At 74.1% G+C, this 26,979-nt stretch carries 24 protein-coding genes; 4 read left to right on the forward strand and 20 right to left on the reverse strand.

Features of this window, described 5'->3' with window-relative positions:
• Nucleotides 1–10: 10 nt before the first annotated feature.
• The 10 genes from ACIRQF_RS14260 to ACIRQF_RS14305 all read right to left on the reverse strand — a co-directional run bounded on the left by ACIRQF_RS14260 (nt 11) and on the right by ACIRQF_RS14305 (nt 12,123).
• The gene (locus tag ACIRQF_RS14260; RefSeq protein ID WP_403518918.1) at nt 11–1,468 is read right to left on the reverse strand and encodes an MFS transporter; all 1,458 of its coding nucleotides are present in this window, start codon (nt 1,466–1,468) and stop codon (nt 11–13) included.
• Between the two features lie 83 nt (nt 1,469–1,551).
• The gene (locus tag ACIRQF_RS14265; protein WP_404092102.1) at nt 1,552–3,813 is read right to left on the reverse strand and encodes an Ig-like domain repeat protein; all 2,262 of its coding nucleotides are present in this window, start codon (nt 3,811–3,813) and stop codon (nt 1,552–1,554) included.
• A 107-nt stretch (nt 3,814–3,920) separates the two neighbouring features.
• Nucleotides 3,921–5,078, reverse strand: coding sequence for a MalY/PatB family protein (locus ACIRQF_RS14270; RefSeq protein ID WP_376626855.1), 1,158 nt, complete (start codon nt 5,076–5,078; stop codon nt 3,921–3,923).
• A gap of 84 nt (nt 5,079–5,162) precedes the next feature.
• Entirely contained in the window at nt 5,163–6,185 is a 1,023-nt protein-coding gene (gene fbaA, locus ACIRQF_RS14275) for a class II fructose-bisphosphate aldolase (RefSeq protein WP_376626857.1), read from the reverse strand.
• Between the two features lie 230 nt (nt 6,186–6,415).
• Nucleotides 6,416–6,964 (reverse strand): orotate phosphoribosyltransferase, encoded by a 549-nt coding sequence (gene pyrE, locus ACIRQF_RS14280; protein WP_376626859.1) that lies wholly within the window; start codon nt 6,962–6,964, stop codon nt 6,416–6,418.
• A gap of 24 nt (nt 6,965–6,988) precedes the next feature.
• A complete protein-coding gene (locus tag ACIRQF_RS14285; RefSeq protein WP_404092106.1) occupies nt 6,989–7,786 on the reverse strand; it encodes an aldose 1-epimerase in 798 nt (265 codons plus the stop codon).
• Nucleotides 7,787–8,132: 346 nt separating this feature from the next.
• Nucleotides 8,133–8,945: an SRPBCC family protein gene (locus ACIRQF_RS14290; protein WP_389750793.1), complete on the reverse strand. Its 813-nt coding sequence runs from the start codon at nt 8,943–8,945 to the stop codon at nt 8,133–8,135.
• A 397-nt stretch (nt 8,946–9,342) separates the two neighbouring features.
• Entirely contained in the window at nt 9,343–11,007 is a 1,665-nt protein-coding gene (locus ACIRQF_RS14295; protein WP_404092108.1) for a polyamine aminopropyltransferase, read from the reverse strand.
• Nucleotides 11,008–11,082: 75 nt separating this feature from the next.
• The gene (locus ACIRQF_RS14300) at nt 11,083–11,601 is read right to left on the reverse strand and encodes a DUF2617 family protein (protein WP_376626867.1); all 519 of its coding nucleotides are present in this window, start codon (nt 11,599–11,601) and stop codon (nt 11,083–11,085) included.
• Nucleotides 11,602–11,889: 288 nt separating this feature from the next.
• Nucleotides 11,890–12,123 carry a hypothetical protein gene (locus tag ACIRQF_RS14305; RefSeq protein WP_382476961.1) on the reverse strand — a complete coding sequence of 78 codons (234 nt, stop codon included), beginning with the start codon at nt 12,121–12,123 and terminating at the stop codon, nt 11,890–11,892.
• 114 nt (nt 12,124–12,237) lie between these two features.
• On the opposite strand from ACIRQF_RS14305, the gene ACIRQF_RS14310 reads away from it, so the two are divergent.
• Nucleotides 12,238–13,422 (forward strand): pyridoxal phosphate-dependent aminotransferase, encoded by a 1,185-nt coding sequence (locus tag ACIRQF_RS14310; protein ID WP_404092112.1) that lies wholly within the window; start codon nt 12,238–12,240, stop codon nt 13,420–13,422.
• A gap of 11 nt (nt 13,423–13,433) precedes the next feature.
• Here the strand turns inward: ACIRQF_RS14310 and ACIRQF_RS14315 are convergent, their stop codons facing one another.
• Nucleotides 13,434–14,312: a LuxR C-terminal-related transcriptional regulator gene (locus tag ACIRQF_RS14315; protein ID WP_404092114.1), complete on the reverse strand. Its 879-nt coding sequence runs from the start codon at nt 14,310–14,312 to the stop codon at nt 13,434–13,436.
• A 276-nt stretch (nt 14,313–14,588) separates the two neighbouring features.
• Here ACIRQF_RS14315 and ACIRQF_RS14320 point away from each other — a divergent pair, with 276 nt between their 5' ends.
• The 3 genes from ACIRQF_RS14320 to ACIRQF_RS14330 are packed head-to-tail and all read left to right on the forward strand — an operon-like array spanning nt 14,589 to nt 17,295.
• Nucleotides 14,589–14,777, forward strand: a complete 189-nt coding sequence (locus ACIRQF_RS14320; protein WP_376626951.1) for a hypothetical protein — start codon at nt 14,589–14,591, stop codon at nt 14,775–14,777.
• On the forward strand, nt 14,774–16,342 hold the full coding sequence (locus tag ACIRQF_RS14325; protein ID WP_404092117.1) for an aromatic amino acid lyase: 1,569 nt from the start codon (nt 14,774–14,776) through the stop codon (nt 16,340–16,342). The genes ACIRQF_RS14320 and ACIRQF_RS14325 overlap by 4 nt, the downstream gene beginning before the upstream one ends.
• Nucleotides 16,339–17,295, forward strand: coding sequence for a LysR family transcriptional regulator (locus ACIRQF_RS14330; protein WP_404092119.1), 957 nt, complete (start codon nt 16,339–16,341; stop codon nt 17,293–17,295). Before ACIRQF_RS14325 ends, ACIRQF_RS14330 begins: the two co-directional genes overlap by 4 nt.
• Nucleotides 17,296–17,317: 22 nt before the next feature.
• Here the strand turns inward: ACIRQF_RS14330 and ACIRQF_RS14335 are convergent, their stop codons facing one another.
• From ACIRQF_RS14335 to ACIRQF_RS14375, 9 genes are read right to left on the reverse strand one after another with little or no spacing between them, the layout of a single operon-like run.
• On the reverse strand, nt 17,318–18,238 hold the full coding sequence (locus ACIRQF_RS14335; protein ID WP_404092122.1) for a hypothetical protein: 921 nt from the start codon (nt 18,236–18,238) through the stop codon (nt 17,318–17,320).
• Entirely contained in the window at nt 18,238–18,534 is a 297-nt protein-coding gene (locus tag ACIRQF_RS14340; protein ID WP_376626959.1) for an acyl carrier protein, read from the reverse strand. Before ACIRQF_RS14340 ends, ACIRQF_RS14335 begins: the two co-directional genes overlap by 1 nt.
• The gene (locus tag ACIRQF_RS14345) at nt 18,527–18,931 is read right to left on the reverse strand and encodes a hypothetical protein (RefSeq protein ID WP_404092126.1); all 405 of its coding nucleotides are present in this window, start codon (nt 18,929–18,931) and stop codon (nt 18,527–18,529) included. Before ACIRQF_RS14345 ends, ACIRQF_RS14340 begins: the two co-directional genes overlap by 8 nt.
• A 26-nt stretch (nt 18,932–18,957) precedes the next feature.
• Nucleotides 18,958–20,778: a prenyltransferase/squalene oxidase repeat-containing protein gene (locus tag ACIRQF_RS14350; protein ID WP_404092129.1), complete on the reverse strand. Its 1,821-nt coding sequence runs from the start codon at nt 20,776–20,778 to the stop codon at nt 18,958–18,960.
• 2 nt (nt 20,779–20,780) lie between these two features.
• Complete coding sequence (locus ACIRQF_RS14355; RefSeq protein WP_404092132.1) at nt 20,781–22,115, reverse strand: phenylacetate--CoA ligase family protein; 1,335 nt, start codon at nt 22,113–22,115, stop codon at nt 20,781–20,783.
• Between the two features lie 37 nt (nt 22,116–22,152).
• The gene (locus ACIRQF_RS14360; protein WP_389750784.1) at nt 22,153–22,938 is read right to left on the reverse strand and encodes an SDR family NAD(P)-dependent oxidoreductase; all 786 of its coding nucleotides are present in this window, start codon (nt 22,936–22,938) and stop codon (nt 22,153–22,155) included.
• Nucleotides 22,925–24,166: a phenylacetate--CoA ligase family protein gene (locus ACIRQF_RS14365; RefSeq protein ID WP_404092135.1), complete on the reverse strand. Its 1,242-nt coding sequence runs from the start codon at nt 24,164–24,166 to the stop codon at nt 22,925–22,927. Before ACIRQF_RS14365 ends, ACIRQF_RS14360 begins: the two co-directional genes overlap by 14 nt.
• A 14-nt stretch (nt 24,167–24,180) precedes the next feature.
• A complete protein-coding gene (locus ACIRQF_RS14370) occupies nt 24,181–25,500 on the reverse strand; it encodes a GNAT family N-acetyltransferase (protein WP_404092138.1) in 1,320 nt (439 codons plus the stop codon).
• Nucleotides 25,497–26,900 carry an acetyl-CoA carboxylase biotin carboxylase subunit family protein gene (locus tag ACIRQF_RS14375; RefSeq protein WP_376626973.1) on the reverse strand — a complete coding sequence of 468 codons (1,404 nt, stop codon included), beginning with the start codon at nt 26,898–26,900 and terminating at the stop codon, nt 25,497–25,499. The genes ACIRQF_RS14370 and ACIRQF_RS14375 overlap by 4 nt, the downstream gene beginning before the upstream one ends.
• Nucleotides 26,901–26,979: the final 79 nt, after the last annotated feature.

Consider the following 26,979-nt stretch of genomic DNA (forward strand, 5'->3'; position numbering starts at 1 on the left):
CCAGTCTGCCTCAGCTCTCCCGTGGCGGTGCGACGGCGCCCTTCCCCGGGTCCAGGGGCGGGGCCGTCACCCCGCAGTGCACCTTGCACTCGGGGTGGCACTCCGCCGCCGCCGGGGTGCGCAGCGTGGCCCAGGCCAGGATCGCGCCGGCCACCAGGACGCCCGCGAGGATCGGCATCGCCCGCTCGAACGTCGCGGCGAACTCGTCCGCCGAGCGGTACGCCTCCGGGCTCATGCCCGCCAGCAGCGGCAGCGCCGCCACCGCGACCAGCCCGGCCGCCCGGGCCGCCGCGTTGTTGATGCCGCTGGCCAGACCCGCCCGGGACACGTCCACGGAGGACAGCACGGTCGCCGTGAGCGGGGCCACCAGCGTGGTCATGCCGAGCCCGAGGACGACCATCGCCGGCAGCACGTCCGTCAGGTAGTCGGCGTCCTCCCCCACCCGCAGCATCAGCAGCATCCCCGCCGCGCACAGCAGCGGCCCCACGGTGAGCGGCAGCCGCGGCCCGGTCCGCTCGCCGAGCTCGCCGGACTTCGCCGAGAGCAGCAGCATCAGGACGGTCGTCGGCAGCATCGCCGTGCCGGCGGCGAGCGCCGAGTAGCCCGACACCACCTGGAGCTGCAGCGCGGCCAGGAAGAAGAAGCCGCTGAAACCCGCGTACACGCACAGCGTCACCAGGTTCACCGCGGTGAAGGTCCGGGAGCGGAAGATCGACGGCGGCACCATCGCGTTCGCGCCGCGCCGCCGCTCCACCAGGACGAACCACGCCCCGACCACCAACCCGGCCGCACCCGCCCACCAGACCTCGTCGATCAGCGCGTACGTCACCAGGGCGAGCGCGGCGGCGCCCAGGACCGCGCCGAGCACGTCGAAGCGCCCGTGCGCGGCCTCGTCGCGCGACTCGGGGACGTGCCGCAGCGCCACGGGCACGCAGATCAGCGCGAGCGGCACGTTCAGCAGGAACACCCAGCGCCAGCCGGGGCCGTCCACCAGCCAGCCGCCGACGAACGGCCCGATCGCCGCCCCCACCCCGCCGAAGCCGGACCACAGACCGACCGCGCGGGCCCGGTCGTCCTGGTGGAAGCTCGCCTGGATCAGCGCCAGCGAGCCCGGCGTGAGCAGCGCCCCGCCGACGCCCTGCAGGGCACGGGCGGCGATCAGCACGCCGGCGTTCGGGGCGAGCCCGCACAGCAGCGAGGCGGCCGCGAACCACACCACCCCCGTCACGAACACCCGCCGCCGCCCGTAGCGGTCGCCGAGCGACCCGCCGAGCAGGATCAGACCGGCCAGGGTGAGCATGTACGCGTTGACCGTCCACTGCAGGGCGGCCAGGTCGGCGCCCAGGTCCTCGCCGATGTGCGGCAGCGCGATGTTCACGACGGTGGAGTCGAGCAGCGCCATTCCCGAGGCGAGAACGGTGGTGAACACGATCCACCGCCCCGTTCCCGAGGCCAGCCTGATGTCCATGTCTGCATCGTCCCGCGAACGCGGAGGCCCCGCCCACCGGAACGGCGGACGGGGCCTCTGCTTCCTCAGGTGCCCGCGGGCGGTCAGCGCGTGAAGTTGAAGTACTTCCACGGGCCGTAGGCGGTCGCGTTCACGTTGTCGCCGGAGAGTCCGTCGATGTACGCGGAACGCATCCGGAAGCGGTAGCCGGCCAGCTCGTCACCGTCGAAGCTGACGTACGACCTGCCGTACTGGTCGAGCTGGAAGTACTCCACCCCGAGGTCACGCCAGGCGCCCGCGTACCAGAACTGGACGTCCAGCTGGGTGCTGCGGTTCGGGAAGGCGTTGTGCCAGGTGGTGAACAGCGGGTCGGCGGTCTGGTGGTACGTCTGGTAGTTGACGCCGCCGATGTTGGTCCACTTGTAGTGACGCGACAGCGAGGTGCTGACACCGGCCTTCGTGTACACGCCGGACTTGGCCTGCACCCAGGCGTTGCGGGCGTCGCCCGTGAAGACCGCGGTGACCGTCGTGTCGCGGTTCATCCACATCGACGCGGACAGCTTGCCGGCCGCGTTGACCGTGCCGCGCTTGAGCAGCCGCTTCGGCTCGGGACCCCACGGGTCGGCCCAGATCTCGACGACGCGGTTCCTGTACGTCGGGCCGAGGGTGGCGGTGTAGGTGACGGTGGTGCCGTAGTTGACCAGCAGGCCGTTGCGGTCCAGCGTCAGCGCGGTCCGGTTGTGCGAGACCTGGACCGCCCTGGTCCCGATGGCGGACGCGTGATCGGCGTCGCCCGCGTACGTCACCCGGTAGCTCACGCTGCCGGCGGCGGTCGGCGTGTCCTGGAAGGAGAAGGCGCCGTTGGTGGCGGTCGTCCTCGTGCCGAGGGACTTGCCCTGCGGGTTCTCGACGTCGAAGCGCTGCACGGTGACGGGCGTGCCGGCCGGCAGCGGCTGGGTCGACGTGAGGGTGCCGGTGACGTTGAGCGCCTTGAGCAGCGGCGCGGACGACGCGGCGTTGAGGGTGACGGTGGTCCTGGCCAGCTCGACCCTGACCGACGCGGTGCCGGTGCCGGGCGCGTGCTCGGCGTCACCCGCGTACGCCACCTTGTACGTGGCGTTGCCGGCGACGGGCGGGGTGTCCTCGAACGAGAACGCTCCGTTCGCACCGAGCGTCTTGGTGCCGAGGGCCTCGCCCTGCGGGCTCGCGGGGTCGAAGCGGGTCACGGTGACCGGCGTGCCGACGGGCAGCGCCACGGGGGACGAGACGGTGCCGCTGACGGTGAGCGGCTTGCGCACCGGGGCGGTGGCCGGGGCGCTGACGGTGACCGTCGCCGCGGCCTTGGCCGGCTCGTCGAAGACGTTCAGCCGGGCCGAGCCGCCGTAGCTCTCGGACACAGCGAACAGCTTGCTGTTGTCGGGCGCCCAGGCGAGGGCGCCGGCGGCGAGGTTCGGACCCGTCTCGAAGTCGCGGACCGCCGTCGGGCCGCCCTGCTTGAAGACGCGGACGTCCTTCTCGTAGTACGACATGGTGCCGGCGGCGATGGTGCCGTCGGGCGCCACGGCCACGGCGTTCGGGTAGTTCGTGGTGTTGTAGCGCGCCACCTCGGACAGGTCCGTGGTGGAGAGCGCCGCGTGGTAGTACGGGGAACCGGTCGCCGTGACGACCTGCTTGCCGTCGGGCGTGATGTCGAGCTCACCCAGGTCGCTGCCGGTGTCGACCCGGCGGGCCTTCTCCGTGGCACTGCCCGTCGACACGTCGAAGAGCGTGACCGGGGCCGGGCTCATGCCCGGGACGCCCGCAGCCAGCAGGCTGGGCGCCGCCGGGTCCGCCCCGAGCAGGGGCGCCGAGTAGAAGGCTCCCTGGGCCACCTGGGCGAGCGCCACCACCGGCGTCTCGCCGGACAGGTCCAGCGAACCCAGATTGCCGGCGGCGGCCTTGCCGTAGCCGAACCAGATCTTGCCGCCGGCGATCGCCAGGTCCTCGGGGTTCTCGGCGTCGCCGAGGTCGTAGCCGACCGCCTCGGTCGGCGTCTCGGTGCTGATGGAGGCGATCTCGCCCTTGCCGGCCACGGCCGCGTAGACACGCGACGAGTCGGCGGAGATCTCCAGGCCCCGGACGCCCGGCAGGTCGGACAGGGTCGCCAGGACCGTGCCCGCGTAGTCGGTGACGACGATCTTGCCGCCGGCCGGGTCGCTGATGAAGACCTTCTGGTGGACGCCGTCGACGACCATGTCGCCCACGGACGCCAGAGGCAGGTTCACACTGCCGTCGGCGGACGCCGTGCCCGCCGTGCCCGCGACCAGCGCCGCGGAGCTGAAGAGGACCGCGAGCGCCGTCGCGGCCGAGAGAGTGCGCTTGCGCACGATGATGTGACCCCCCACATGATCCCTCGCGCTTCACAGATCGAAGCGCGGTGGACGCAGCCTAGATCACGCCTCTGACGCTCCGCCTCCCGGTATCCGTTGAGCCGTCAACTTCGCAGGCGGGCCGCCGCCCGCACCAGCGCGTCGACGCCCCGCTCGGCCTTGGCCCGGGGGCAGCCCACGTTGAGGCGCACGAAACCGGGGGTGCCGTAGGTCCCGCCGGGCATGATCGCGACCCGCTCCGCCGACACCAGCTCCTCCTGGAGGGCGCTCTCCTCGATGCCCAGCGGCCGCAGGTCGATCCAGGCGAGGTAGCCGGCCTGCGGCGGGGACCAGTCGACGTCCGGCAGACCGGCCGCGAGCCGCTCCTGGAGGAGGTCCATCGTGCCGGCGACATAGCCGCGCAGCGCGTCCAGCCAGGGCGCACCGTGCCGGTAGGCGGCGACGTGGGCGGTGAGCGAGAGCACCGCCGGGGAGGCCAGGCCCTCACCGGTCTCCATGCGGCGGACGAACGCGACCCGCTCGTCGGGGTCGCCGAGGAAGCCGTAGGAGCCGGAGAGTGCGGGGAAGTTGAAGGCCTTGGTGCCGGAGGTGATCAGGGCCCAGCGGCGTCCGCGCCCGGGCTCGGCGATCGCCGCCCACGGCACGTGGCGGTGGCCCTCGCCGGTCAGGTCGGCGTGGATCTCGTCGCTGACGACGGCCGCGCCGTGCCGCTCGGCGAGCCGGGCGAACTCCTTCAGCTCGTCCGCGCGCCACACCCGTCCGGTCGGGTTGTGCGGGGAGCACAGCAGCAGCATCCGGCTGTCCGGCCGGGCCAGCTCGCGTTCCAGGGCGTCGAGGTCGCCGACGGGGACGCCGCGCAGCTCACGGCCGAGGCCGGTGACGGCCTTGCGGAAGCCGTCGTAGGTCGGCGTGTGGACGACGACGCCGTCGCCGGGCTCGGTCCACATCTGGAGCAGCTGGGAGAGCTGGGAGAGGACGGACGGGGCGTAGACCATCGCCTCGGGGTCGACCGCCGTGCCGAACCGGCTCGCGTACCAGTCCCGTACGGCCTCGCGGAACTCACCGAGCCGCCAGTCGGTGTAGCCGAACACCCCGTGGTCGACCCGCTCGCGCAGCGCGTCGAGGACGGCCGGCGGGGAGGCGAAGTCCATGTCGGAGATGGTGAACGGCAGCAGGTCGGAGACCCCGAAGCGGTCGGCTATGCCGTCCCACTGCACCGACCCGGTGCCCCGCCGGTCTATCTCACGGTCGAAGTCGAACATCCCAGCCCCTTCGGGTACGACGACGGGCCCGGCACCACTCTCGTGGCGCCGGGCCCGTCACACAACGGTGCTTGCCTCAGCCGCTTACTTCAGCTTCTGGCCGGCCGAGCGCAGCGCGGCGCAGGCCTCGACGACGCGCTGGGCCATGCCCGCCTCGGCGAGCTTGCCCCAGGTGCGCGGGTCGTAGGTGGACTTCTTGCCGACCTCGCCGTCGACCTTCAGGACACCGTCGTAGTTGCGGAACATGTGGTCCACGACCGGCCGGGTGAAGGCGTACTGGGTGTCGGTGTCGAGGTTCATCTTCACGACGCCGTTGTCGAGCGCGGTGGCGATCTCCTCGGCGGTGGAGCCGGAGCCGCCGTGGAAGACGAAGTCGAACGGGGAGGGCTTGCCGAACTTCTCGGCGACGCCCGCCTGGAGGTCCTTGAGCAGCTCGGGGCGGAGCACGACGTTGCCCGGCTTGTAGACGCCGTGGACGTTGCCGAAGGACGCGGCCAGCAGGTAGCGGCCCTTCTCGCCCAGGCCCAGGGCCTCGGCGGTGCGGATGGCGTCGTCGACGGTGGTGTACAGCTCGTCGTTGATCTCGTGGCTGACGCCGTCCTCCTCGCCACCGGTCGGGGTGATCTCGACCTCGAGGATGATCTTGGCGGCGGCGGCCTTCGCGAGCAGCTCCTGGGCGATGGCCAGGTTGTCGGCGAGGGTCTCCGCGGAACCGTCCCACATGTGCGACTGGAAGAGCGGGTTCTCACCACGGGCCACGCGCTCGGCGGAGATGTCGAGCAGCGGGCGGACGTAGCCGTCCAGCTTGTCCTTCGGGCAGTGGTCGGTGTGCAGCGCGACCGTGATGTCGTACTTCGCGGCGACGATGTGCGCGAACTCGGCCAGGGCAACGGCGCCCGTGACCATGTCCTTCTTGTGCTGGCCGCCCAGGAACTCGGCGCCACCGGTCGAGATCTGGATGATGCCGTCGCTCTCGGCCTCCGCGAAGCCGCGCAGAGCGGCGTGGAGGGTCTGGGACGAGGTGACGTTGATGGCCGGGTAGGCGAACTTGCCTGCCTTCGCCCGGTCGAGCATCTCGTTGTAGACCTCGGGGGTTGCGATGGGCATTCGTCCGCTCCTTGTGATGTGCGGGTGTGTGCGTTGCTGTCCCTGACCTGGGGGGCGACGTCATCGTCGACCCCATCCTTCCAGACTCTTGTGCGGGCTCCCACAGGCCCGGCACGACGAGGGGCGGGGTGTTTCACGTGAAACACCCCGCCCCTCGGCAAAACTGCAGGTCAGGGCCGTTTGCGGCAGACCCCGGGACCTAGGTCACGACTTCGAAGCGGTAGCTCCGGTTACGCCAGCCCCAGCTCGTCGAGCGCGTACGCGTAGAGGTACGGCACCCCCGCGGTCGTGCTGATCTTCTCGCCCGCGCCGGTGGCCCGGTCGACGATCGTCGCGACGGCCACGACCTCGGCGCCCGCTGCGCGCGCCGCCTCGACGGCGGTCAGCGGCGAGCCGCCGGTCGTCGAGGTGTCCTCGACGATCAGGACCCGGCGGCCCTTGATGTCCGGGCCCTCGACCTGGCGCTGCATGCCGTGCGCCTTGGCGGCCTTGCGGACCACGAAGGCGTCCAGGCGCTCGCCGCGCCCGGCGGAGGCGTGCAGCATCGAGGTCGCGACCGGGTCGGCGCCCAGGGTCAGACCGCCGACCGCGTCGAAGTCCAGGTCCTTGGTCAGTTCGAGCATGACCTGGCCGACGAGCGGCGAGGCGGCGCCGTCGAGCGTGATCCGGCGCAGATCGACGTAGTAGTCGGCCTCAAGACCCGAGGAGAGGGTCACCTTGCCGTGCACCACGGCCTTGTCCTTGATCTGCTGGAGCAGCTCAGCGCGTACGTCAGTCATGCTCACGAGCTTAAAGCCGCCCGGTCACAGGCTGCGCCAGCGCCAGGTGGTCGCGACCTCCAGGGGGTCGATCGGGGTGACCAGGCGCGGATGGGTGTTGAGGCCGTTCGGGGGACCGGACTGCGGCTCGACGCAGACCGCGTCGGCCGGCTCGTCGTAGATCACGACCCACTCGGCCCGGCTGGTGATCCTCAGCTCCAGCCGCTCCGGCCAGGTGAGGGTCACGTCGACGCCGTCCGGCATGCCGAAGCAGTCGTCCCAGGGGCGCGGTCCCGGGTCGATCCGGCGGCCGGTGGGCAGGTGGTCCTCGCCCCGCTCCTCCTGCCAGCCGGGGTGGAAGCCGATCTCCACCTCGCGGGCGTCCCCGCCGAGGGTGCGGTGGAACCAGGGGTGCCAGCCGGCCTGCGCCGGGAAGGAGTCCCCGGCCGTCTCGACGCCGAGCTGGAGCGTGAGGGAGTCCTCGGTCAGCTCGACGGTCTGGGTGACCGTTCCGGTGTACGGCCAGGGGGCGGCCAGTTCCGTGGTGAACGCCGCCGTCGTCCCGGTCGCGTAAGCCGTCTTCCACGGCACGTCGCGGACGGTGCCGTGCATGGCGTGCGGCGCCGCGTGCTCGCTGACGGGGAGTTGGTGCACGGTGCCGCCGTCGCGGAAACGCCCGTACCCGGTGCGGCCCGCCCACGGCGCCATCACGAAGCAGCCGTAGTGCGCTCCCTGGAGCAGCAGTTCGGTGCCTCCGATACGGAGGCTGTCGATCCGGCAGCCGTGCTCCGGATCGATGGTCAACTCGGCGTCGCCGGCCGTCAGTCGCGTCAGATTGGTCACGGGTCCGACCCTAGGGCCATCCGGCCTGATCCGGTCGACAGGCCCTCAGGCCTGTCGGCGGGCCCGGCAGGGGGCCGGCAGGGGCCCGCCGCGAGCCGGTCGCCGGGGCGAGCGCAGGGGGCCGGCGCGGGTCCGGCACGGGCTCGGCGCGCGGGTCCGGCACGGGCTCGGCGCGCGGGTCCGGCACGGGCTCGGCGCGCGGGTCCGGCACGGGCTCGGCGCGCGGGTCCGGCACGCTCGGCCGCGGGGCGTCCGCTCGTCCGTCCGCGCGCGCGGATCCGGCACGGGCTCGGCGCGCGGGTCCGGCACGCTCGGCCGCGGGGCGTCCGCTCGTCCGTCCGCGCCCTCAGCGGCGGCGGCGCAGCGCGCGGCTCACGACCACGGCCGAGGCCAGCGCGAGGGCCGCGGCGGGGGCGATCCAACGCAGGGTCGCGCCCGCGCTGGAACTCTCGGCGGACGGGACCGGGGCGTAGCGGCCGCGCGGCGGGGCGTGGTCGACCTCCTCGGCGCTCCGGCCGATCATGGTGCGGCGGGCGTGTGCAGCCTCGGCGGGGCGGCCGGTGCCGGCCCGGTCGGCGAGATCCTCGTCCGCGAGCGGGTCCAGGGGCGTGGGCGGGACCGGGGTGTCGAAGACCGGGGCACCGCCCGGCTCCTCGACGCCGTCGTCGACGCCGTCCAGGTCCACCGCGTCGAGGTCGTCGTCCGCCTCCTCGGCCGCGATCTCCGCCTCCACGTCCGCGACGGCGGCCAGCGCCTCCGCGAAGCGGTCGAGCAGCCGGGCCCCGGCCGCCGTCCGGGCCTCGGTCTCCGCGTCCGCGAGCCGGCCCTCCGCCGTCACCCGCCCGGTGAAGCCGATCGTGGTGCCCTCGGCCACGGGGGTGAGCGCGAGGGTGACGGCGAGGGTCGCGGTGCCCTTGCCGCGGACCTCGGTGCCCTCGCCCTCGAGGGCGAAGCGCCCGGCGCGCTCGGCGATCCGCAGCGCGCCCCGGTAGGTGATCGTGTTTGCGCCGACGCGGACCTTCAGCCGGCCCGTGAGCGGGCCCGCCTCGCCGTCGGTGTCCTGCTGGAAGCCGGGGACGCAGCGCGCCACCCGGGCGGGGTCCGTCAGCGTCGCGCGCAGGACCTCGGCGGGGACCGGGACGAACACCTCATGCTCCATGGAAGCCGAGCCTACTCAGGCGGGGGACGCCCGTCGCCTGTTTGTGCCGGCGGCGCGGGGCCCTGCGGGTTCGTCGTGCCCCCGCCCGGGGGGCGTCCAGGCCGGGACGCCCTGCGGGTTCGCCGCCTCAGGCCCGTACGTGTCCAGGCCGGAAGCCTGCGGGTTCGCCGCCTCAAACCCGTAGGCCTTCGAGGGCCGGGACCTCGGGGCCGGGACCTCCGCGGGGGCGGGACCTCCGCGGGGGCGGGACCTCCGCGGGGGCGGGACCTCCGCGGGGGCGGGGGTGCCCGGACTGCGAGCTTCCCTTCGCTTCCCTTCGCTTCGCTCGGGAAGGTCGCCGCCACGTCCGGGCACCCCCACTCCCGCTCGGGACCCGGCACCCTTCCCTCCGACTTCGTCAGTAGCGGGGGTGCACCAGTGTCGACGGGGGGAGGTCGGTCGTCGACGGGGTGCGGGTGCGTCGGACGCGGGTCTCGGCGGACGGGAGGGAGGCGGAGGTGAGGGAGCGCAGGCTCGGGGCGTCGGCGGGGAGGGCCAGGGCGGGCGGCCGCGGGCCGGGGGTCGCCAGGAGGAAGGCCCAGTCGGCCGTGGCCCAGGAGCGGGCCGTCCGGTCGGGGCCGGCGGTCAGCCCGGTGGTGCGGCCGGTGGCGCCGTAGGGGCGGGCGGCGAAGCCCGCCGCGCGGAGGGTGGCGGCGACCGTCCAGTACGTGCGGGGGCGGGCGGCCGCCGAACCGGCGTGGACGACGAGCCGCCCCTCGGCGGCGAGGGCGCCGGCCGCGAGTCCGTAGAACTCCTCCGAGTAGAGCTTGGCGCTGGAGGTGATGCCGGGGTCCGGGAGGTCGGAGATCACCACGTCGTACCGTTCCTGCACGGGGCGGGAGCCGCGCAGCCAGCTGAAGGCGTCGCCGTAGGCGACGGTGACGCGCGGATCGCGGAAGGCATGGGCGTTGAGCGCGGCCAGGTCGGGGGCGGTCTCGGCGAGCCGGACCACTCCAGGGTCGAGTTCGACGACGGTGACGGCCCGGACGCCGGGATAGCGCAGCACCTCGCGGGCGGCGAGGCCGTCGCCGCCGCCGAGGATCAGCACGCGCGCGTGCGGCCCGTTCATCGCGGGGTGCACGAGGGACTCGTGGTACCGGTACTCGTCCCGGCCGCCGACCCGCAGCCGCCCGTCCAGGAAGAGGTCGGGCGGAGCTCCGCGCTCGCCGGCGACGACGACCTCCTGGAAGTCGGTGTGGACGGCGACCCGGATGCTTTCGCCGTACACCGCCCGGCGCGCGGCCTGCTCGAAGTCGTCGACGAGGACGGTCGCGGTGGCGAGGACGGCCAGCACGGAGAGGTTGGTGCCGACGAGCAGCACGCGCGAACGGGACGTCAGATCGTGGCGGAACAGCCACAGGACGAGCCCGCCGCCCGCCACGGCGTTGACCGCGCCGGTGACCAGCGCGCCGGAGAGCTGGCCGAGCCACGGCAGCAGGAGGAACGGGAAGGCGAGCCCGCCGACGAGTGCGCCGACGTAGTCCGCGGCGAAGAGGTCGGCGACCGTTCCGGCCGGGTCGTGCGCCTCCCGCCGGTGCGGGACGCCGCGCGCCGACTCCGCCCGCTGGATGAGGGACATCAGGAGCGGGATCTCCGCGCCGATGAGCACGCCGATGGCGAGGGAGAACGCCACCAGGAGGTACTGGGACGAGCCGAACCAGGCGAAGGCCGCGTAGAGCACCATCGCCGAACAGCCGCCGATCAGCGCCAGACCGGCCTCGACCAGGCCGAAGCCGACCGCCGCGCGGCAGCGCAGCCGCTTGGCGAGCAGCGAGCCGGCGCCCATGGCGAAGACCATGACGGACAGCACGACGGACGCCTGGGTGACCGAGTCGCCGATCAAGTAGGAGGCGATCGCGACCAGTTCGAGCTCGTACACCAGGCCGCACGCGGCGCAGACGAACACCACCGCGAGCACCCGATACCGCACCGCGCCCGGCCGCTCTGGCAGCCGCGGCGCCCGCCGGGGCGGCCGCGCCACCCGCTTGGGCGGCAGGGGCAGGGTCACGGACGGGTCGATCATGTCCGTAACGCTACGTCACAGCTGTGGCGCAGCCTGTCACCCACACGAGTGCATCGGAGGCACGTGTACGGCGCGTCAGAGCGCGGCGGTCACCCGGGCGCCGATCCGGGTTCTCGTCACCACCAACTGCCCTTCCTGCGGATACGCGTGCCAGGTGCGCCACCGCACCTGGCCCTCGTGGCGCTGCGCCAGCATGGCCGTGAAGGCGTGCGGCGAGCCGGGGAAGGTCCCCGCGAGGCCGTGCGGATGGTCGGCGACGAGTGCGAGCAACTCCTGTGCGCGCCCCGCGAACGAGCCCTGGGTGAGGGTCTCGACGCGGGCCGCGAACTCGTACTCCCACTCGCCGACCCGCTTGGACACGCCCAGCGGCAGCGGGGTGCTGCTGCCGGGCATGCAGGCCACGGTCTCCGAGCAGGTGCGGTCCTCTTCTTCGAGGAGGACCTGGTGGGAGGCGCCGAGGAGCCGCAACTGCAGCTTGGCCCCGGAGAGTTCGAGATCGAGCACGGCGAGCGCGGGCAGCGGGTCGCGCCCCAGCGCCCAGGCCAGGTCGGCCGCGCGCGTATCGGTGTAGGAGGTCTTCAGGGTGGTGAGCATGGATCGGCTCCGCAAACACGGTTTGACGGGTGGGCCGGGGGCGTCCCGGTGAAGGGTTTCGACCGGGAGTGGGGATCGCCGGCTCGGGTCCACACACGGTCCGAGGGCTGGATGTTCTCGACAGCGAGGGAATCATGAACCTCGGTCAGCTCACAGCGTTTTTACCCAACTTGACGTGGTTTCCATCCCCCCGGGGGCCCCACGGTTCAACTGTTCAGTCGGAATCGATCGCGTGATTCCCACAAATGCCCAACGGAAAGGCGTGCGACGGACGTTGCCTCCGCCCCGTCAGCTGCCGCCGCCGCAGCCGCCCCCGCCGCCCCCACCGCCGCACGACGACCCGCACGAGCTGCCGCAGGACGAGCTGAAGCCGCCGCACGAGGAGGATCCGCTCGCGCCGCCGGAGCCGCTCGACCAGCCACCGCGCCGGCGCCGCCGCCGGTTGCGCTTGCCCCCGCCCGCGGCCGCGGAGAAGCCGGCGACCACCAGGATGATGAGTCCGAAGATCACGAAGAATTCCATGCCGTCCCCCGTCATTACGGTGCTGAAAGAGCCTCGTCGGGCTCTCTGCGAGGGGGATTCCCGACGGGAACGGGCCCAAAGCGCACTTGAGCAAGTCCAGAGCTTCGGCCCAGGATGGCGGGCATGACACGACCGCTGCTCAATCGCCGGCTCGCGGAGTTCGGGACGACGATCTTCGCCGAGATGTCCGCGCTCGCCGCCCGGACCGGTTCGATCAATCTGGGCCAGGGCTTCCCGGACACCGACGGCCCCGAGGAGATCCGCGAGGCCGCCGTACGGGCGCTGCGGGAGGGCCGCGGCAACCAGTACCCGCCGGGCCCCGGCGTCCCCGAGCTGCGCACCGCGATCGCCGAGCACCAGCTGCGCCGCTACGGACTCGCGTACGACCCCGACGCCGAGGTGCTGGTCACCGCCGGCGCCACCGAGGCGATCGCCGCCGCGCTGCTCGCGCTGGTCGAGCCCGGTGACGAGGTCGTCGCCCTGGAGCCGTACTACGACTCGTACGCCGCCTGCATCGCGATGGCCGGCGGCACCCGGGTCCCGGTCACCCTCCGCCCGCACGCGGGCGCCTTCGCCCTCGACCTGGACGAACTGAAGGCGGCGGTCACCGAGCGGACCCGGCTGATCCTGCTCAACACCCCGCACAACCCGACCGGCACCGTCCTCAGCCGCGCCGAGCTGACCGCGATCGCCGAACTCGCCCAGGAGCGCGACCTGCTCGTCGTCACCGACGAGGTGTACGAGCACCTGGTGTACGACGACGCCGAGCACGTGCCGATCGCGAGCCTGCCCGGCATGCGCGAGCGCACCGTGACCATCGGCTCGGCCGGCAAAACGTACTCCTTCACCGGCTGGAAGGTCGGCTGGATCACCGCCACGCCCGAGCTGACGAGCGCCGTCCGCTCCGCCAAGCAGTTCCTCACGTACGTGGCGTCCGGCCCCTTCCAGTACGCGGTCGCCGAGGCCCTGCGCCTCCCCGACGCGTACACCGACGGGCTGCGCGCCGAGCTCCAGGCGAAGCGCGACCTGCTGAGCGAGGGCCTGGCCGCGGCGGGCTTCGGCGTGCACCGCCCGGCCGGCACCTACTTCGTCACCACCGACATCCGCCCCCTCGGCGAGACCGACGGCTTCGCCTTCTGCCGGGCGCTGCCCGAGCGCGCGGGTGTGGTCGCGATCCCCAACGCGGTCTTCTACGACCACCGCGAGGAGGGCGCCCCCTTCGTGCGCTTCGCCTTCTGCAAGCGCGTCGACGTGCTCCAGGAGGCGGTGGACCGGCTGAAGCGGCTGGGCCGGGTCTGACCCGCGCGGGCCTAGGAGGGTGCGCCGTCCTCCTCCGCGGGGTGCGGGGTCACCAGGCCCGAGGTGGCGAGGAGGTAGCCCAGTTGGGCGCGGCTGTGGGAGCCGAGGCCCTCGGAGATCCGGCGGACGTGGTCGCCGACCGTACGGCGGCTGACGCCGAGCCTCCGGGCGATCGTCTCGTCGGTCTGACCGTCGACGATCGCCCGGACGATGGTCAGCTGGACCTCGGAGAGCACGATGTCGGGGCGTGCGGTCGTGGCCGGGTCGAAGGGCGTGGCCTGGGCCCACACCTGCTCGAAGGCCCGCACCAGGATCCGGACGACCGCGGGGTGGCGGATCTCCAGGGCGGCCCGGCCGCGGTCCTCGCCGACCGGGACGAAGGCCACGTCGCGGTCGCAGACGATGAGGCGCTCGAACACCTCGGGGACGGTGCGGACCTCGGCGCCGAGGCCGAGGACCTGCTCGACGTAGGCGAGCGTGGGGGGATGGGCGCGCACCGCGTGCTGGTAGAGGGTGCGCTGGCGCACCCCCCGGGCGAGCAGGGCGCCGTCCCGCTCCAGGGCCGCCGCCAGGGTCTCCGGCGAGCGGCGCCCGCCGGGCTGGGCGGTGATCAGCTCCGTGCGGCAGCGGCTCAGGGCCTCTTCGAGGGCGTTGCCGATGTTCCGGCTGCCGTGGTGCTCGGTGAAGAGTTCGCCCCGCTGACTGCGGTGCTCCGCGTAGACCGACTCAAAGGAATTCAGCGCGGACTCGACCGCGTACTCCTTTTCCCGGGTTTCCCGGATCTGCCGTTGGAGCGGGGCGAGAACAGCCGCCGCGGCGGCGGTCGGCGGGACGGCGCGGAGCGTCCCCGGATTATCGGGATTTTCCGCGACCAGCCCCAGCTCCCGCAAACACGGAAGGGCTGATTCCGCTACCAGGGACGGCTCGACGAGGGCCTGCCGGTACTGGTCGAGTGCCGCTTCACAGGCCGATAGCCCTGGTGGGGTGTCACAAATAGCGACATCTCGGCAGGTATGTCCGGGGTTCACACTTGGGAAATGTACACCTGTGCAGAGGGTACTTCTTTGCCCGGGGAGGAGGGGCGAAGCAGCATGGGCGAGGAAGGTTCTACAGCGGCCACCCCGCTATTTATGAACTCCTTGTGAACGCAGAGAAAGACACTCGAGATGCGAAAGCCGATAATCCTCGCGCTGCTTGCTCCGACCCTCGCCGCCGCCTGCCTGGGCCTGCTTGCCGCAGGCGGCCCGAGCGCCGCCCCCGCGACGGACGGCGGGCATTCCGTCCGGGCCGACTCGGGGTGGGACATCCACCCGGTGGTCGTCGACGACTCCGGTTGGGACCAGCCGAAGCCGTGACCACTCTGAGCGCGCTTGCGGGGGACGCGCTGGGAGCCCGACGACTCGTTCTGACGTCGGAGGACCGACGGCGCATCGCCGAAGGACACACCACACTCGAACAGCGGCTCGCCGACGGCGAGTCCGTCTACGGCGTCACCCGGGGCTTCGGCCCCCTGGTCGCCTATGCCGCCGACCACGACGGCGCCGCCCAGGGCCTCGGGCTCGTCCACCATCTGTGCACCGGGCAAGGCCGCCCGCTCGGCCGCGAGGCCACCGTCCTGGCGGTCTGGCTGCGGCTCCAGGGCATGCGGCACGGCTGGTCGGCGGTGTCCGCCGACCACTGGGAGGCGGTGGCCGACCTGCTCGGCCGCGGCTTCGTCCCGGTCGTGCCCGGCGAGGGCAGCCTCAGTGCCAGCGGCGACCTCGTCCCCCTCGCCCACGCCGCCCTCGCCCTCGGCGGCGAGGGCGAGGCCTGGCTCGACACCGGCGCCGGCCCGGTCGCCGCGCCGGCCGCCCAGGTCATCGCCGAACTCGGCGGCGCGCCGGTCGCCTGGTCGGCCCGCTCCGCCCTCGCCTTCGTCAACGGCACCAGCGTCTCCCTCGCGGTGGCCGTCCTCAACCAGCTCGAACTGGTGGCGCAGGCCCGGGCCCTCGCGGCCCTCACCGGGCACATCGCCGGCCTGCTCGGCTGCGATCCGCAGGCCTACGCCGAACCGCTCCAGCGGGTCCGCCCGCACCCCGGCCAGCGGCGGGCGGCCGAGTGGATCCGCGCCGAACTGCCCGCGGACGCACGGCGCGGAGCGGACCGGCCGCTCCAGGAGCCGTACTCGCTGCGCTGCGCGCCGCAGGTCATCGGAGCCGTGCTCGACCAGCTCGACGCCCAGGGCGCCGTGCTGGCCACCGAGGCGGCGGGCTGCACCGACAACCCGGTGGTCGTCGACGGGCAGGTCTGGCACGGCGGCAACTTCCACGCCCTGCCCGTCGGGCTCGCCTCCGACCAGCTGACGCTCTGCGCGCACCAGCTCGCCTTCCTCGCCGAACGGCAGCTCGCCCTGCTGGTGGACCCGGCCCACAACGGCGGCCTGCCCCCCATGCTCACGCCCACCCCGGGCGCGCGCAGCGGGCTCGCCGGGGTCCAGATCGCCGCCACCTCGATGGTCGCCAAGGCGCGCCAGCTCGGCCTGCCCGCCACCCTCACCCCGCTGCCGACCAACCTCGGCAACCAGGACCACGTGCCCATGGCGCTCAACGGCGCCCTCGCGGGCGAGGAGGTCATCCGGCTCGGCTGGCTCGTGCTCGGCTCGCTGGCCGTCGCCATCACCCAGTGGGAGCGGCTCGCCGGGCGGACGCCCGCGGCGGGCCGGATCTGGGCCGAACTGCGTGCCCTCATGCCTGCGCTCACCGAGGACCGACCGCTCGCCGGCACCGTGGCGGCCGCCGGGGCGAGCCTGCGGACGCACTTCCGCGAGCCGGGGGCGGCGTACGCACCCCAGGGCCCGGTGGCGGCCGACGGCCCGGAAGCGGTCGGCGGTCCGGTGGCGGTCCGCGCTCCGGTAACGGTCGACGGGGGGAGCGGCCGGTGAGACTCGCCGATGCGGTACCGGACGCGCTCCCGGCTCCGCCGGCGGAGCCGGGTCCGCTCACCCTGCGCCAGTGGCGGTACTTCGTCGCCGTCGCGACCGAGCGCAGCTTCAGCGTGGCCGCGCAGCGCTGCCGGGTCTCCCAGCCCACCCTCTCCCAGCAGATCAAGTCCCTGGAGACGCACCTGGACACCCCGCTGTTCGTCCGCGGGCCGCGGGGCGTACGGCTCACGGCTGCGGCCGAACGGCTGCTGCCGCCGGTCGCCCGACTGCTCGAACAGGCCAGTACGGTCGACCGGCTGGCCCGCACCCTGACGGATCCCGCTCCGGTCGAACTGCGCCTCGGCTACACCCCGTCGGTGCACTCGGCGGCGCTGCGCGCGGCCGTCACCGCGTTCCGTGAGGCGCACCCGGAGATCCGGCTGCCGGCGAGTTCGGCGAGCACCGCGCAGCAGCTGCGCCATCTCGTCGAAGGGCGGGTGGACGCGGCCTTCGTCCGCACGCCGCTGCCCGGGCCGGAGGACGGACGCCAGTGGAACGTGCTGCCGCTGGAGGAGGAGCCGGTGCTGCTCGTGGTCCGCGAGGACCATCCGCTGGCCGGCGCGGCCCGGGTGGCGCCCGCGCAACTCCGGGGCGAGCCGCTGGTGTTCGTCGCCCGGGAGCTCAGCCCCGGGCTGTGGGACTCGGTCGTCGGCCGGCTCTACCCGGAGCCGCCGGAGCCCTGGCGGCTGGAGCCCGACGACACGCACCTGGTCGCCGCCGTCGCCGAGCACGGCGGCATCTCCTTCGTGACCGCCTCGACGGCCCGCCTGCTGCGCGCCGAGGGTGTCCGCTACAAGCACTTCACCACCCCGGAGCCGACCGCTCCCCTCGCCCTGGTCTGGTGCCGCGACGACACCCGACCGGAACTCCTGGCGCTGGTGGACTTCCTCCGCCACCACTTCCGCGCGGCCTGACCCCGGCGATCCCGGGCGGCGGTCAGGACCTCCGCCCCGGGACCGCCGGGCGGACCAGCCGGGGCCGTTCGCCGGGCGCGAGGACCGTGTCGACCGCCCGCGCCACGCGGGCGGTCGCCGTGGCGTCGCCGTCGACCAGGATCTCGTACCACTCGCCGCGCAGCGGGTCGGTCACCGGCGTCCAGGAGAGCCGGCAGCCCGGGGCGGCGGCGCGGAGCCGGTTGGAGACGGCGTCGGCGTTGACCCGGCGCCCGTTGACCTTGACCAGCCGGGTACGGCGGCCCACCAGGCGGTACGCACGGGAGTCGACCGGCACCACCAGGTCGTCCAGGACGAAGGCGTCCGGCAGCGGCGCGTCCGGTTCCGTACGGGCGAGGCGCGGACCGGAGACGGTCAGCCGGGTCTCCTCGCCGGGGTTCCACGGGCCGGCCGGGCGGACGTCCGGGGCGAGCCGCCAGGCGCCCCCGCCATCCGGGCCGCCGCGCCGCACCCCGATCAGGCCGGTCTCGGTGGAACCGTGGAGTTCGGTCAGCCGCAGGTGCGGGTGGGCCGCGCACACCGCGGCGGCCCGCTCGGGCAGCGCCGCCGTGCTGTGCACGACCGTGACCCGCTCGTACCCGTCGAGCGCACGGCCCGCGTGCTCCAGCGCCCACCAGGTCGCCGGGACGGCCGCGACCAGCGGCCGCACGGGCCCGGCCGGCAGCCCGTCGAGCAGCTGCAGCCGGACCGCCGGCACCCCGAGCAGCCGGGGCACCAGCACCCCCATCAACTGCCCGAAGAGGTGCTCCTCGGGGGCGTGCGTGACGATCGCGTCCGGCGGGTCGTCCGCGAACAGCCCGGCCAGCAGCTCCGCCTCGGCCGCGAGCTGCTCGCGGCCGCGCCACCAGGTCACCGGCTCCCCCGTGGAACCCGACGTGCGGTACGGCGTGAAGCCGGGCTCCATCAGAACGCCGCGCCCAGCACCGACTGGTCGTCGAGCTTGCGGCGCACGAGCGCGCTGATCGCGGCCACGCTCACGAAGGTGCTGCGCAGGTCGTCGTCGACCAGGTCGACCGATATCCCGAACTCCCGCTCGACGGCGCCGACGCAGTCGAGGACGCCCAGGCTGTCGTAGCGGTCGAAACGGGGGGCCAGTTCCACGGCGTCGTCCGCGGGCGACAGCTCCGTGGCGACGACGGACACGACGGCGGACCGCACCCGGTCGGCGATCTCCTCGGGGGTGGGCACGGCGTCAGACATCGGCGGTCTCCTTGTTCTCGGAGCCCTGGGGACCCGCGTCCCCGGGACCTGCGTGGTGCAGCAGCGGATCGATGGGTTCGAAGTGGACGAAGACCCGGTCCCGGGGTACCTCCGGGGCGAGGCCGCGGGCGATCTCGGCCGCCGCCTCGTCCAGGAACTCCCGGGACCGGTCCCGGGACACGACACAGCGGACCAGGGCGGCGTGCTTCGGCTCGGGCCCCGCGGCGGCCAGCGGGAACGGGCCGCTGAACACCGCGTCGGGCTCCAGGGTGTGGAACTCGGTCAGGACGTGGGTGATGTCCACGCCCCGGCCGCGCATCCACATGCTGATGTGCTTGGCGAACCGGCGGCGCGCCACCGGATCGGTGACCGTGGTGCGCACGGTGAGGGTGGGCACGGAGGGCTCCTCGGGCGGGTCGGGGGTCAGAGGTTGAGCGCGGGCAGCGGTCGGTCCGTCCGCCGGCCGCGTTCCAGCAGCGCGCCCAGCGCGTCGGCGAGCGGACCGCCGGAACCGCGGCCCAGCGGCGACCACGCGTGCCCCTCGCCGGGGCGGCGGACCTTCGCCAGGAACCGGTCCAGGTCGGCGTCGGCCCCGGCGTCGGTGGTGGCGTCGCCCGCCGCGCCGAGGGTCTGTGCCGTCAGCCGGGCCTGGTAGGTGGACACCAGGTCGGGCAGGTGCCGGGGGACGGCGGAGAAGCCTCCGAGCGGCGAACGGAAGGGGTCGAGGAGCTTGGCCTCGGCCCGGGCCTCGTCCCGGTCCCCCAGCAGGTACCGGGCGCGCACCGCCTGCGCGGTGGCCGCACAGGTGACGGAACCGCCGGGGGCGAAGCGGTAGCCGTCCGAGTCACCGCAGGCGTCGAGGAAGCGGCGCAGCGCGTCGAGGTCCAGGCCCTCCGGGGACCGCCCGGCGGTCGCGAGGATCTCCAGCGCCGAGACGGTGGCCACCATGTCGGAACCGCGGCCGTGCCAGAACCCGAAGCCGCCGTCGGAGTTCTGCAGCAGCCGCAGCCAGTCGGCCAGCCGGTCCGCGTCGAGCGGCCGCTCGTCCGCGGTGCGCAGCGCGCTCGCCGCCCACAGGGTGCAGCGCACCTCGGCACCGCGCCCCGGCATGTACATCACGCCGCCCTCGTACGGCAGATGGGCGGCCCGCAGCCACCCGGCGAGTGCCGCGCGCCGGCCGGGCGCCACCGCGCCCGGGGCCGTCGCCACGCCCGCGCCCGGGGCCGGGCGCCCGCCCGCGTCCTCCGCCGGCCCGGCGCCGGCCCCGTCCGCGGCGGCGAGGATCAGGGCCGCCGCGGTGGCCAGGCTGTCGCCCGCCGCCGCCGCGTCCCGGTAGGTGAAGCCGCCCTCGGGAAGGCCGCACGCCACCAGGGCCGCGCGGACGCCCTCGGGGTCCGGCACCTCGTGACCGAGCGCGGTCAGCGCGCCGACCGCGCTGAAGCACGCCCAGACGTCCGCGTGGCCGTAGCCCTCCCAGCGGACGAAGCCGCCGTCGGGCAGCTGCCGGGCACGGATCCACGCGACGCACTGCTCCTCGCGCGCCGGGCGGGCGCCGAGCGCCGTCAGGGCGCGCACCGCTCGGAAGGTGGCCCACAGGCAGGCGGCGGTGGCGGACTCGTCGAAGACGAAGCCGCCCTCGGGGGTCTGCCGCTCCCGCAGCCAGTCGACCAGGGCCGGGACGTCCCAGGGCGGGGCGGTGTCGCCGAAGGCGGCCCGGTGGGCCATCGCCCCGTAGTAGCAGGCCCGGGCATCGGACTCGCTCGCGCCCGGGTTCCAGCCGAGGCCGCCGTCGGCCCGCTGGCTGCCCGCCAGCCAGGCCCGCAGGGCCTCGGGCCGGGGCACGGGCCGGCCCAGGATCTCGGCGTAGGTGCGGGCCGCGTAGTAGGTGGCCCAGATGTCGGCGGCCTGGCCCGGGGTCATGGCGAAACCGCCGTCCGGGTCCTGCGTGCCGGCCAGCCACGCGGCGATGCGGTCGGGTTCCGGCACCTCGGCGCCGAGGTCGTTCAGCGCCTGGGTGCAGTAGTAGGTGGCCCAGATGTCGGAGGGCAGGCCCTTCTGCCAGGCGAAGCCGCCGTCGGAGTTCTGACGGGCGAGCAGGGTGGCGACGGTGGCGTCCCGGCCCGGCAGGGCGAGGCCGAGCCAGCCGGCGGTGCGTACCGCGGCGTAGGTGCACCACAGGTCGGCGCCGCCCTGCCGGGCGCCGCCGTCCTCGGTCCACACCGTCCGGTCGAGGATGTCGGTCATGGTCAGTCCACCCACTGGACGTTGGTGCGCTTCCAGTTCTTCTGGCTGCCGCCGGCCTTGGTGGTCTGCGGGAGCTGACCGACCAGGGCGACCGCCGTCCACCGCACGCCGTCGGCCGCGAACCGCTCCGAGACCGCACGGCACAGCTCGTCCGGATCCGTGCCGACGGCGCTGTCGAAGTCCACGTCGCGTTCGAGCAGCAGCCGTCCGGCGCCGGGGTCGGAGCTCTTGAGCTGCATGAGGTAGCCGGTGACGCCGGGCGTGGTGTAGACGATCCGCTCCACGGCCTCCGCGGTCAGCCGGGTGCCGCCGAGCGCCACGCCGTCGGTGTCGCGGCCGTGCACCGTGAGCACGGGCAGCGCGACGCCGCAGTCGCAGCCGGCGCCGTCGCCCACCGTGACCAGGTCTCCGGTGCCGTACCGCAGCAGCGGCCGGGCGTGGTTGTTGAGCGGTGTGACGACGAGCTCGCCGTGCGCGCCGGGGGCGGCCGGCACCGGCTCCCCGCCGGGCTCGGCCACCTCCGCGACGTGGCTGTGCTCCAGCACGTGCAGCCGGTCGTGCTCGCAGGCCGCGGCGATGGTGCCGGTCTCGGTGCTGCCGTACGAGGCGTCGAGGACCCGCGCGCCCCACTGCTCGGCGAGCCGGGCCCGCAGCGGCGGGGTGCTGACCTCGCCGAGCAGCATCAGGCTGCGGACGCCCGCGGCGACCTCGGCGAGCCGGCCACGGCTCTTGAGGACCCGCGTCCACTGCAGCAGCACGCCGGGGGCGGCGAAGACGTGTTCGGGCCGGTAGCGGGTGAACAGCACCTCCAGCCGGTCCCAGTCGCACATTCCCTGGCTGAACGGGTAGCAGCGCAGCATCGTGCAGCCCAGGTACTCGGACACCCCGGCGACCAGGTCGCAGACGGGTGCCACGTCGGAGGGCAGCAGCGAGGCCACCCGGTCGCCGGGCCGCAGCACCCGCGACCACAGGGACGCCACCGACACGGTGTTGAGCACCGTGTCCTCGACGAGCCGCGGGGTCGGCGTCGGCACCGACGTCGTCCCGGAGGTCTCGTAGTACTTGTGGTACGGCCCGGCGCCCTCGCGCAGGAACCGTTCCGGGTCCGCCTTGAGCGCCGCCTTGGGCGTCAACGGCGCTGCGGTGAAGGCCCGTTCGGCCACCGCGGGCAGACCGCGGTAGTAGGGTACGTCGGCGAGCCGGTCCCACAGCCGGTCGAGCTTCACCCGCTGCCGTTCGGCGACGAGTTCGCTCCCGAATCCGGCCTCGGTGATCCGCAGCCGTTCCTCGTGCCCTTCCTCGAAGGCCTTGACGGCCACGGAATCGGCGAATATCAACGCTTCCACTCCCCCTGCGAGACTGACGAGGTTTGCGTCAACGGCCCTTTTCGGCACCGCCGTTGACCTGAATGATCTGACCCGTGACATGGCCGGCGGCCGGCGAGGCCAGCCAGCGGACGGTCTCCGCGACATCCGCGGGCGCCCCGGCGCGCTTGTTCATCGCCTGGTCGACGAGCATCCGGCGCCGCGCTTCGGCGACGCCGTCCGGACCGAAGAACTCGGTCTCCGCGATGTAGCCGGGGGCGACGGTGTTGACGGTGACGCCGCGCGGACCGAGGTCGGCGGCGAGGTCGTACATGTACGGGTGGAGCGCCGCCTTGGCCCCGGCGTACGAGCCGGCGCCCGAGCCGCGGTAGGCGGCGATCGAGCTGAGGAGCACCACCCGGCCGCCGGGCGCGGCCAGCAGGTCGCGCAGGGCCTCCGTGAGGAGGACGGCGGTCAGGACGTTCGACCGGAAATTGCCGGTCCAGTGCCAGGCCGCGCCCGCCAGTCCGGCCGCGGCGCCTTCGGGCGCCCCGACCAGCACGTTGCCGCCGGCGTTGTTGACGACCACGTCCACCCGGCCGTACGCCGCGCGCAGCTCGTCGCGGACCCGCTCGGCCTCCGCCGGCTCCGTCAGGTCGGCGGTCAGGGCGCGCACCGAGCCGCCCGCCGCCGCATGCTCCTCGGTGAGCTCCTTCGCGGCCCGCTCCAGCGGTTCTGCGCGGCGTCCGAGGGCGACGACCTCGGCCCCCTCGGCGGCGAAGGCCGCGGACACGGCCCGTCCGATGCCGGTGCCGCCACCGCTGACGACCACGATCCTGCGCTCAGCCGTTCCCATTCCAGGTCTCCTCCGTGTCGGAGCCGCTGCGGTGGCGCAGCAACGGCGTCTTGTTCGAGCGCGGGTTCACCCACAGCCGCTCCACCGCACGCACCTCGAAGGCCTGGGGGACGGCCGCCACCTCGAACCCCAACCTGTACACGTCGGTGAGGACCCGGTGGCGAACCTCGGCCACTGCTCCGTCCGTGTCGGTGCCGGGCGCGAGGGTCACCAGCAGCTCCATGCGCTCCTCGGCGGCGCCGTGGTCGACCATCACGACCTGGACGCCGGTCACCGCGGGCACCGCGTGGGCCGCCTCGGCGACCTCCTGCGGGGTCACGAGGATGCTGAGGAACTTCAGCTGGGGGTCGTCGCGGCCGTGCACCTTGAGCGCCGGGCCCGGACGGCCGCACGGGCAGTCGACCCAGGTGCCGCGGTCGCCGATGCGGTAGCGCAGCACGGGGTTGAGGCAGTCGGGGTGGGTGTTGGTCACGAGGATCATGCCCTCGTCGAGCTCGATGTGCTGGTACGGCAGGACGTGGAAGGTGTCGAGGTCGCAGCCCGGGCCGTTGTGCCCGATCACCCAGGTCTCGGTGGAGCCGTAGATGCCGTGCAGTTCGGTGTCGGGCAGCTGCTCGCGCACCAGGGAGGCGGCGGAGGCGCTGAACGCCTCGCCGTTCCACAGCACCTTGCGGAAGGCCGGGGGCTTGCGGCCGGCCGCCGCGCACAGCCGGACCAGCTGCGCGATCTGGCTCTGGGTGCCGTTGAAGGCGGTGACGCCGAGCGACTCCACGGTGTCCAGCCAGGCCGGGACCCGCTCGTCGTCGACCGCGCCGAGGGGGACGCTGACGGCGCCGGTGAGTTCGGCGAGCCCGTTGAAGAAGTTGTGCGCGGAGGACAGCAGGCCCGGGGTGTCGTAGTTGAGCAGCACGTCGTCGGCGGTGAGCGGGTTCCAGTGCGCGGCGACGTCGCGGACGAACATGTGGCTCGGGATCAGGCTGAGCTTGGGGCTCGCGGTGGTCCCGCCGCTGGCGTAGACGAGGGAGCCGAAGCGGGCGTCGCGGGCCCTGGCCATGGTGCCGGGGAGGGCGGCCCGGAAGTCGTCCTTGGTGAGGACGGGCACCTCGGTGAGGGCGGGCTCGGCCACGCCGTCCAGGTGGCCGTAGGCCTCGGCGAGCGGACCGGACGCGTAGCGGTCCACCAGGGCGCGCACCTGCTCCCCGGTGAGGGTGTGGTCGGGCTGGGTCATGGCGGTGGTGCTCCTCAGGCGTCGTGGGCGGGGGCGCCGGGCTCGGCGGAAGGGGCGCGGACGGCGGGCTCGGCGGAAGGGGCGGGAGCGGCGGAAGGGGCGCGGACGGCGGGCTCGGCGCGGCCGCCCGGCTCGGCGGCGAGCCGCTCGGCGACCCGGTCGGCCACGGCGGTGCGGATCCGCGGGTCCCAGGCGGCGAAGGTGCCGATCCGTTCCTCGTGCCGGGCGCGCAGCTCGGCGCGGCCGGCCGCGTCCAGCGGCAGGTCGAGGAACAGGCCCCACAGCGGCTGGAGTTCCGCGCCGCGCAGCACCTTCGTCTCGTGCGAGTCGCAGCCGAGGTCGAGGGTCGTGACGCCGGCCCCGGCCGCGTGCTCGATCGCGTGGTAGTAGGTCAGGTTGAAGTAGAGGGAGGCGCTGCGGGCCAGTTCGTCGTCGAGCCCGTGGACCCGGCCGTACATCGTGCCGTTCTCCACGAAGAACAGCGTGAAGCCGACGACCCGGCCGTCCTTGCGGGCGAGGACGACCTGGGTGAGGTCGTCGAGCTGTTCCGCCTGCGAGGCGAAGCGCGCGGCCTCCTCCTCGGCGCTGGTCGGATATCCGTAGCGCTGGAGCACCTGGGCGGCCAGCGGCCCGAGTTCCTTGTGGCAGGCGGAGAGCGGCAGCACCTCGCGGACGCAGCTGGCCTCCTCGAAGTTGCGCATCTCGTTGCGGATCCGGGCCCTGGTCTTGCGGCCCACCCGGCCGCGCAGTCCGTCGAGTCCGTCCGCGTCGACGTCGATCCGGGCCCGCGAGTCGATCAGCATCAGCCGGTCCTCGGGCCCGAGTTCGGGCAGCAGCAGCGCCGCCGTCTCGTCGGTGAGGTAGAGCAGCGCGGCGAGGCCGCCTTCCCGCCGCAGCTCCCGCACCCGGTCGAGCAGGGCCCGGGCGGCGCCGCGGGCCTCCTCCTCGGACGCCCCGGGGTCGAGCAGCAGCTCCGTGGTGTAACCGGCGCGGGTGCCGCCGAGGACGTAGGGCCGGGCGGTCGCGCCGGTGGTCTGCGGCACCGGGAGCAGCTGCGCCGGGTCGTAGAACTTCGGTACGTCGCCGGGGAACTCGTAGAGCGGGAGCGCGCCGACCGTCCGGCCGGCCCGCCGGGCCAGCAGGTAGCGCGGCACGCAGTCGCGGTACTGCTCCAGGTACGCGAGCCAGCGGTGGCCGGAGTAGAGCGAGGAGCCGGCCGCGAGGCGGTCCCACTCGGCGCGGTCCACGTCCGCGACGGTGCTCCGCTCGACGATCTCGTACGGCCCGGCGGCGGCCGTGGCGGCCTCGCCCGCGGTGGCGGTCGTCCCCGTCATGCGCCGTTCTCCCCGGCCGCGGCGGCGGTCGTGGCGGCGGCGGTGGCGGCGTCGTTCAGCCGGGCCTCCATGCCGTCGAGGACGGCGTAGGTGTCGCGCAGCAGGGTGCCCGGGTCGGGCGAGGTGAGGAAGAGCATGCCCGCGCAGTTGGTGATGCCGCGGGGCGCGTCGTACGCGGGGATGGGGGTGCCGTCCGGCACGGTCAGGCTGCGCACCGGCTCGACGTGGCTGCCGGGCGACACCAGCAGGTCGAGGTCGGCGGTGCGCGAGTCCCACACCGGCGTCGTGGTCCACGGCCGGCCGGCCGCGTCGGTGCCGATGAGCGACATCTCGGCCGCCGCGCCCCGGCCGCCCTCCACGAGCATGCGCTCGGGCAGTCCGGCGGGCTCGCCGAGGAGTTCGCGGGTCAGCATGGTGACCAGGTCGGCGCCGAAGACCTCCTCGACGACGGCCATGATGGCCGAGCCGCCGAACCGGGCCGCGGACTCGACGACCATCAGGCCGCCGTCCCGGCACAGCTTGATCTCGGTGTGCGTGCCGCAGGTGTCCAGGCCGAGCGCGTCGACGGCGGCGCGGGCGACCTCCTCGACCCGGCGCTGCAGCGGCTCGGCGAGGACGCAGGGCGCGTGGCTGCTGAGCTCGGTGAAGGGCGCGATGGTCGGGATCCGGCCGGTGATCGCCACCGGGTGGAAGACGCCGCGTGCCACGACGCCCTCGACGCTGAGGTAGTCGCCGTAGCCCTCCTCCTCGTACCAGCCCTCGGTGGTGGCGTCGATGATCTCCTCGACGAGCAGGTGGCCCGGGGCGTCCGTCTCGTACGACTCCCCGAAGCCGCGGTCGGCGAGGCCGCGCAGCGCGCCGGTCACGGACGACCAGGCGCCGGCCACGTCGTCCCGGGTGCGCAGCACCGCCTGGCCGATCGAGCCGGCCCCCCACGCGGGCTTCAGCAGCATCGGCGCGGTGAGCGCGTCGAAGGCCTCGGCCAGCTCCGCCTCGGTGGCGACCCGCCGGAAGGCGGGCACCGGCACCCCGGCCTCGGCCCAGCGCTCCCGCATCAGCCGCTTGTCGCGGGAGTAGACGGCGCCCGCGCCGGGGCCCGGCAGGCCGAGCCGCTCGGCGGCGTGGGCCAGGGCGAGCAGGATGTACTCGGAGAAGCCGATGACGGCGTCGGCGCCGACCTCCTTGGCGCTCGCGACGACGAGATCGACGAGCTCCTCGCCGACGATCCGCCGGTCGCCCGCCTCGATGACGTCGGCGCACCAGCGGCGCCAGGGCTCGGAGCGGTCGGCGGAGAGCGCGGACAGCGCCAGCATGTGCACCTCGCCGCAGGCGGCGAGCCGGGGCAGGGCGTGGTCGAGCGGGACACCGCCCCGGGCGTGGACGAACAGGATCTTCTTCACGGCTCTGTCGGTGCCTTTCGCGAGGAGAGGTGCTGGGTGACGAGGTGGGGAGGACGCACGGGCGGGGGTCGGGGAGGCG

The organism is Streptomyces sp. NPDC101191 (genome assembly GCF_044767915.1).
Lineage (GTDB): Bacteria > Actinomycetota > Actinomycetes > Streptomycetales > Streptomycetaceae > Streptomyces.

Bases quoted from the DNA above. Each gene is read 5' to 3' on its own strand.
- ACIRQF_RS14260 (WP_403518918.1), bottom strand. From the start codon at position 1,468: ATGGACATCAGGCTGGCCTCGGGAACGGGGCGGTGGATCGTGTTCACC.
- ACIRQF_RS14270 (WP_376626855.1), bottom strand. From the start codon at position 5,078: ATGTTCGACTTCGACCGTGAGATAGACCGGCGGGGCACCGGGTCGGTG.
- fbaA (WP_376626857.1), bottom strand. From the start codon at position 6,185: ATGCCCATCGCAACCCCCGAGGTCTACAACGAGATGCTCGACCGGGCG.
- pyrE (WP_376626859.1), bottom strand. From the start codon at position 6,964: ATGACTGACGTACGCGCTGAGCTGCTCCAGCAGATCAAGGACAAGGCC.
- ACIRQF_RS14290 (WP_389750793.1), bottom strand. From the start codon at position 8,945: ATGGAGCATGAGGTGTTCGTCCCGGTCCCCGCCGAGGTCCTGCGCGCG.
- ACIRQF_RS14295 (WP_404092108.1), bottom strand. From the start codon at position 11,007: ATGATCGACCCGTCCGTGACCCTGCCCCTGCCGCCCAAGCGGGTGGCG.
- ACIRQF_RS14300 (WP_376626867.1), bottom strand. From the start codon at position 11,601: ATGCTCACCACCCTGAAGACCTCCTACACCGATACGCGCGCGGCCGAC.
- ACIRQF_RS14305 (WP_382476961.1), bottom strand. From the start codon at position 12,123: ATGGAATTCTTCGTGATCTTCGGACTCATCATCCTGGTGGTCGCCGGC.
- ACIRQF_RS14310 (WP_404092112.1), top strand. From the start codon at position 12,238: ATGGCGGGCATGACACGACCGCTGCTCAATCGCCGGCTCGCGGAGTTC.
- ACIRQF_RS14320 (WP_376626951.1), top strand. From the start codon at position 14,589: ATGCGAAAGCCGATAATCCTCGCGCTGCTTGCTCCGACCCTCGCCGCC.
- ACIRQF_RS14335 (WP_404092122.1), bottom strand. From the start codon at position 18,238: ATGGAGCCCGGCTTCACGCCGTACCGCACGTCGGGTTCCACGGGGGAG.
- ACIRQF_RS14340 (WP_376626959.1), bottom strand. From the start codon at position 18,534: ATGTCTGACGCCGTGCCCACCCCCGAGGAGATCGCCGACCGGGTGCGG.
- ACIRQF_RS14350 (WP_404092129.1), bottom strand. From the start codon at position 20,778: ATGACCGACATCCTCGACCGGACGGTGTGGACCGAGGACGGCGGCGCC.
- ACIRQF_RS14360 (WP_389750784.1), bottom strand. From the start codon at position 22,938: ATGGGAACGGCTGAGCGCAGGATCGTGGTCGTCAGCGGTGGCGGCACC.
- ACIRQF_RS14365 (WP_404092135.1), bottom strand. From the start codon at position 24,166: ATGACCCAGCCCGACCACACCCTCACCGGGGAGCAGGTGCGCGCCCTG.
- ACIRQF_RS14370 (WP_404092138.1), bottom strand. From the start codon at position 25,500: ATGACGGGGACGACCGCCACCGCGGGCGAGGCCGCCACGGCCGCCGCC.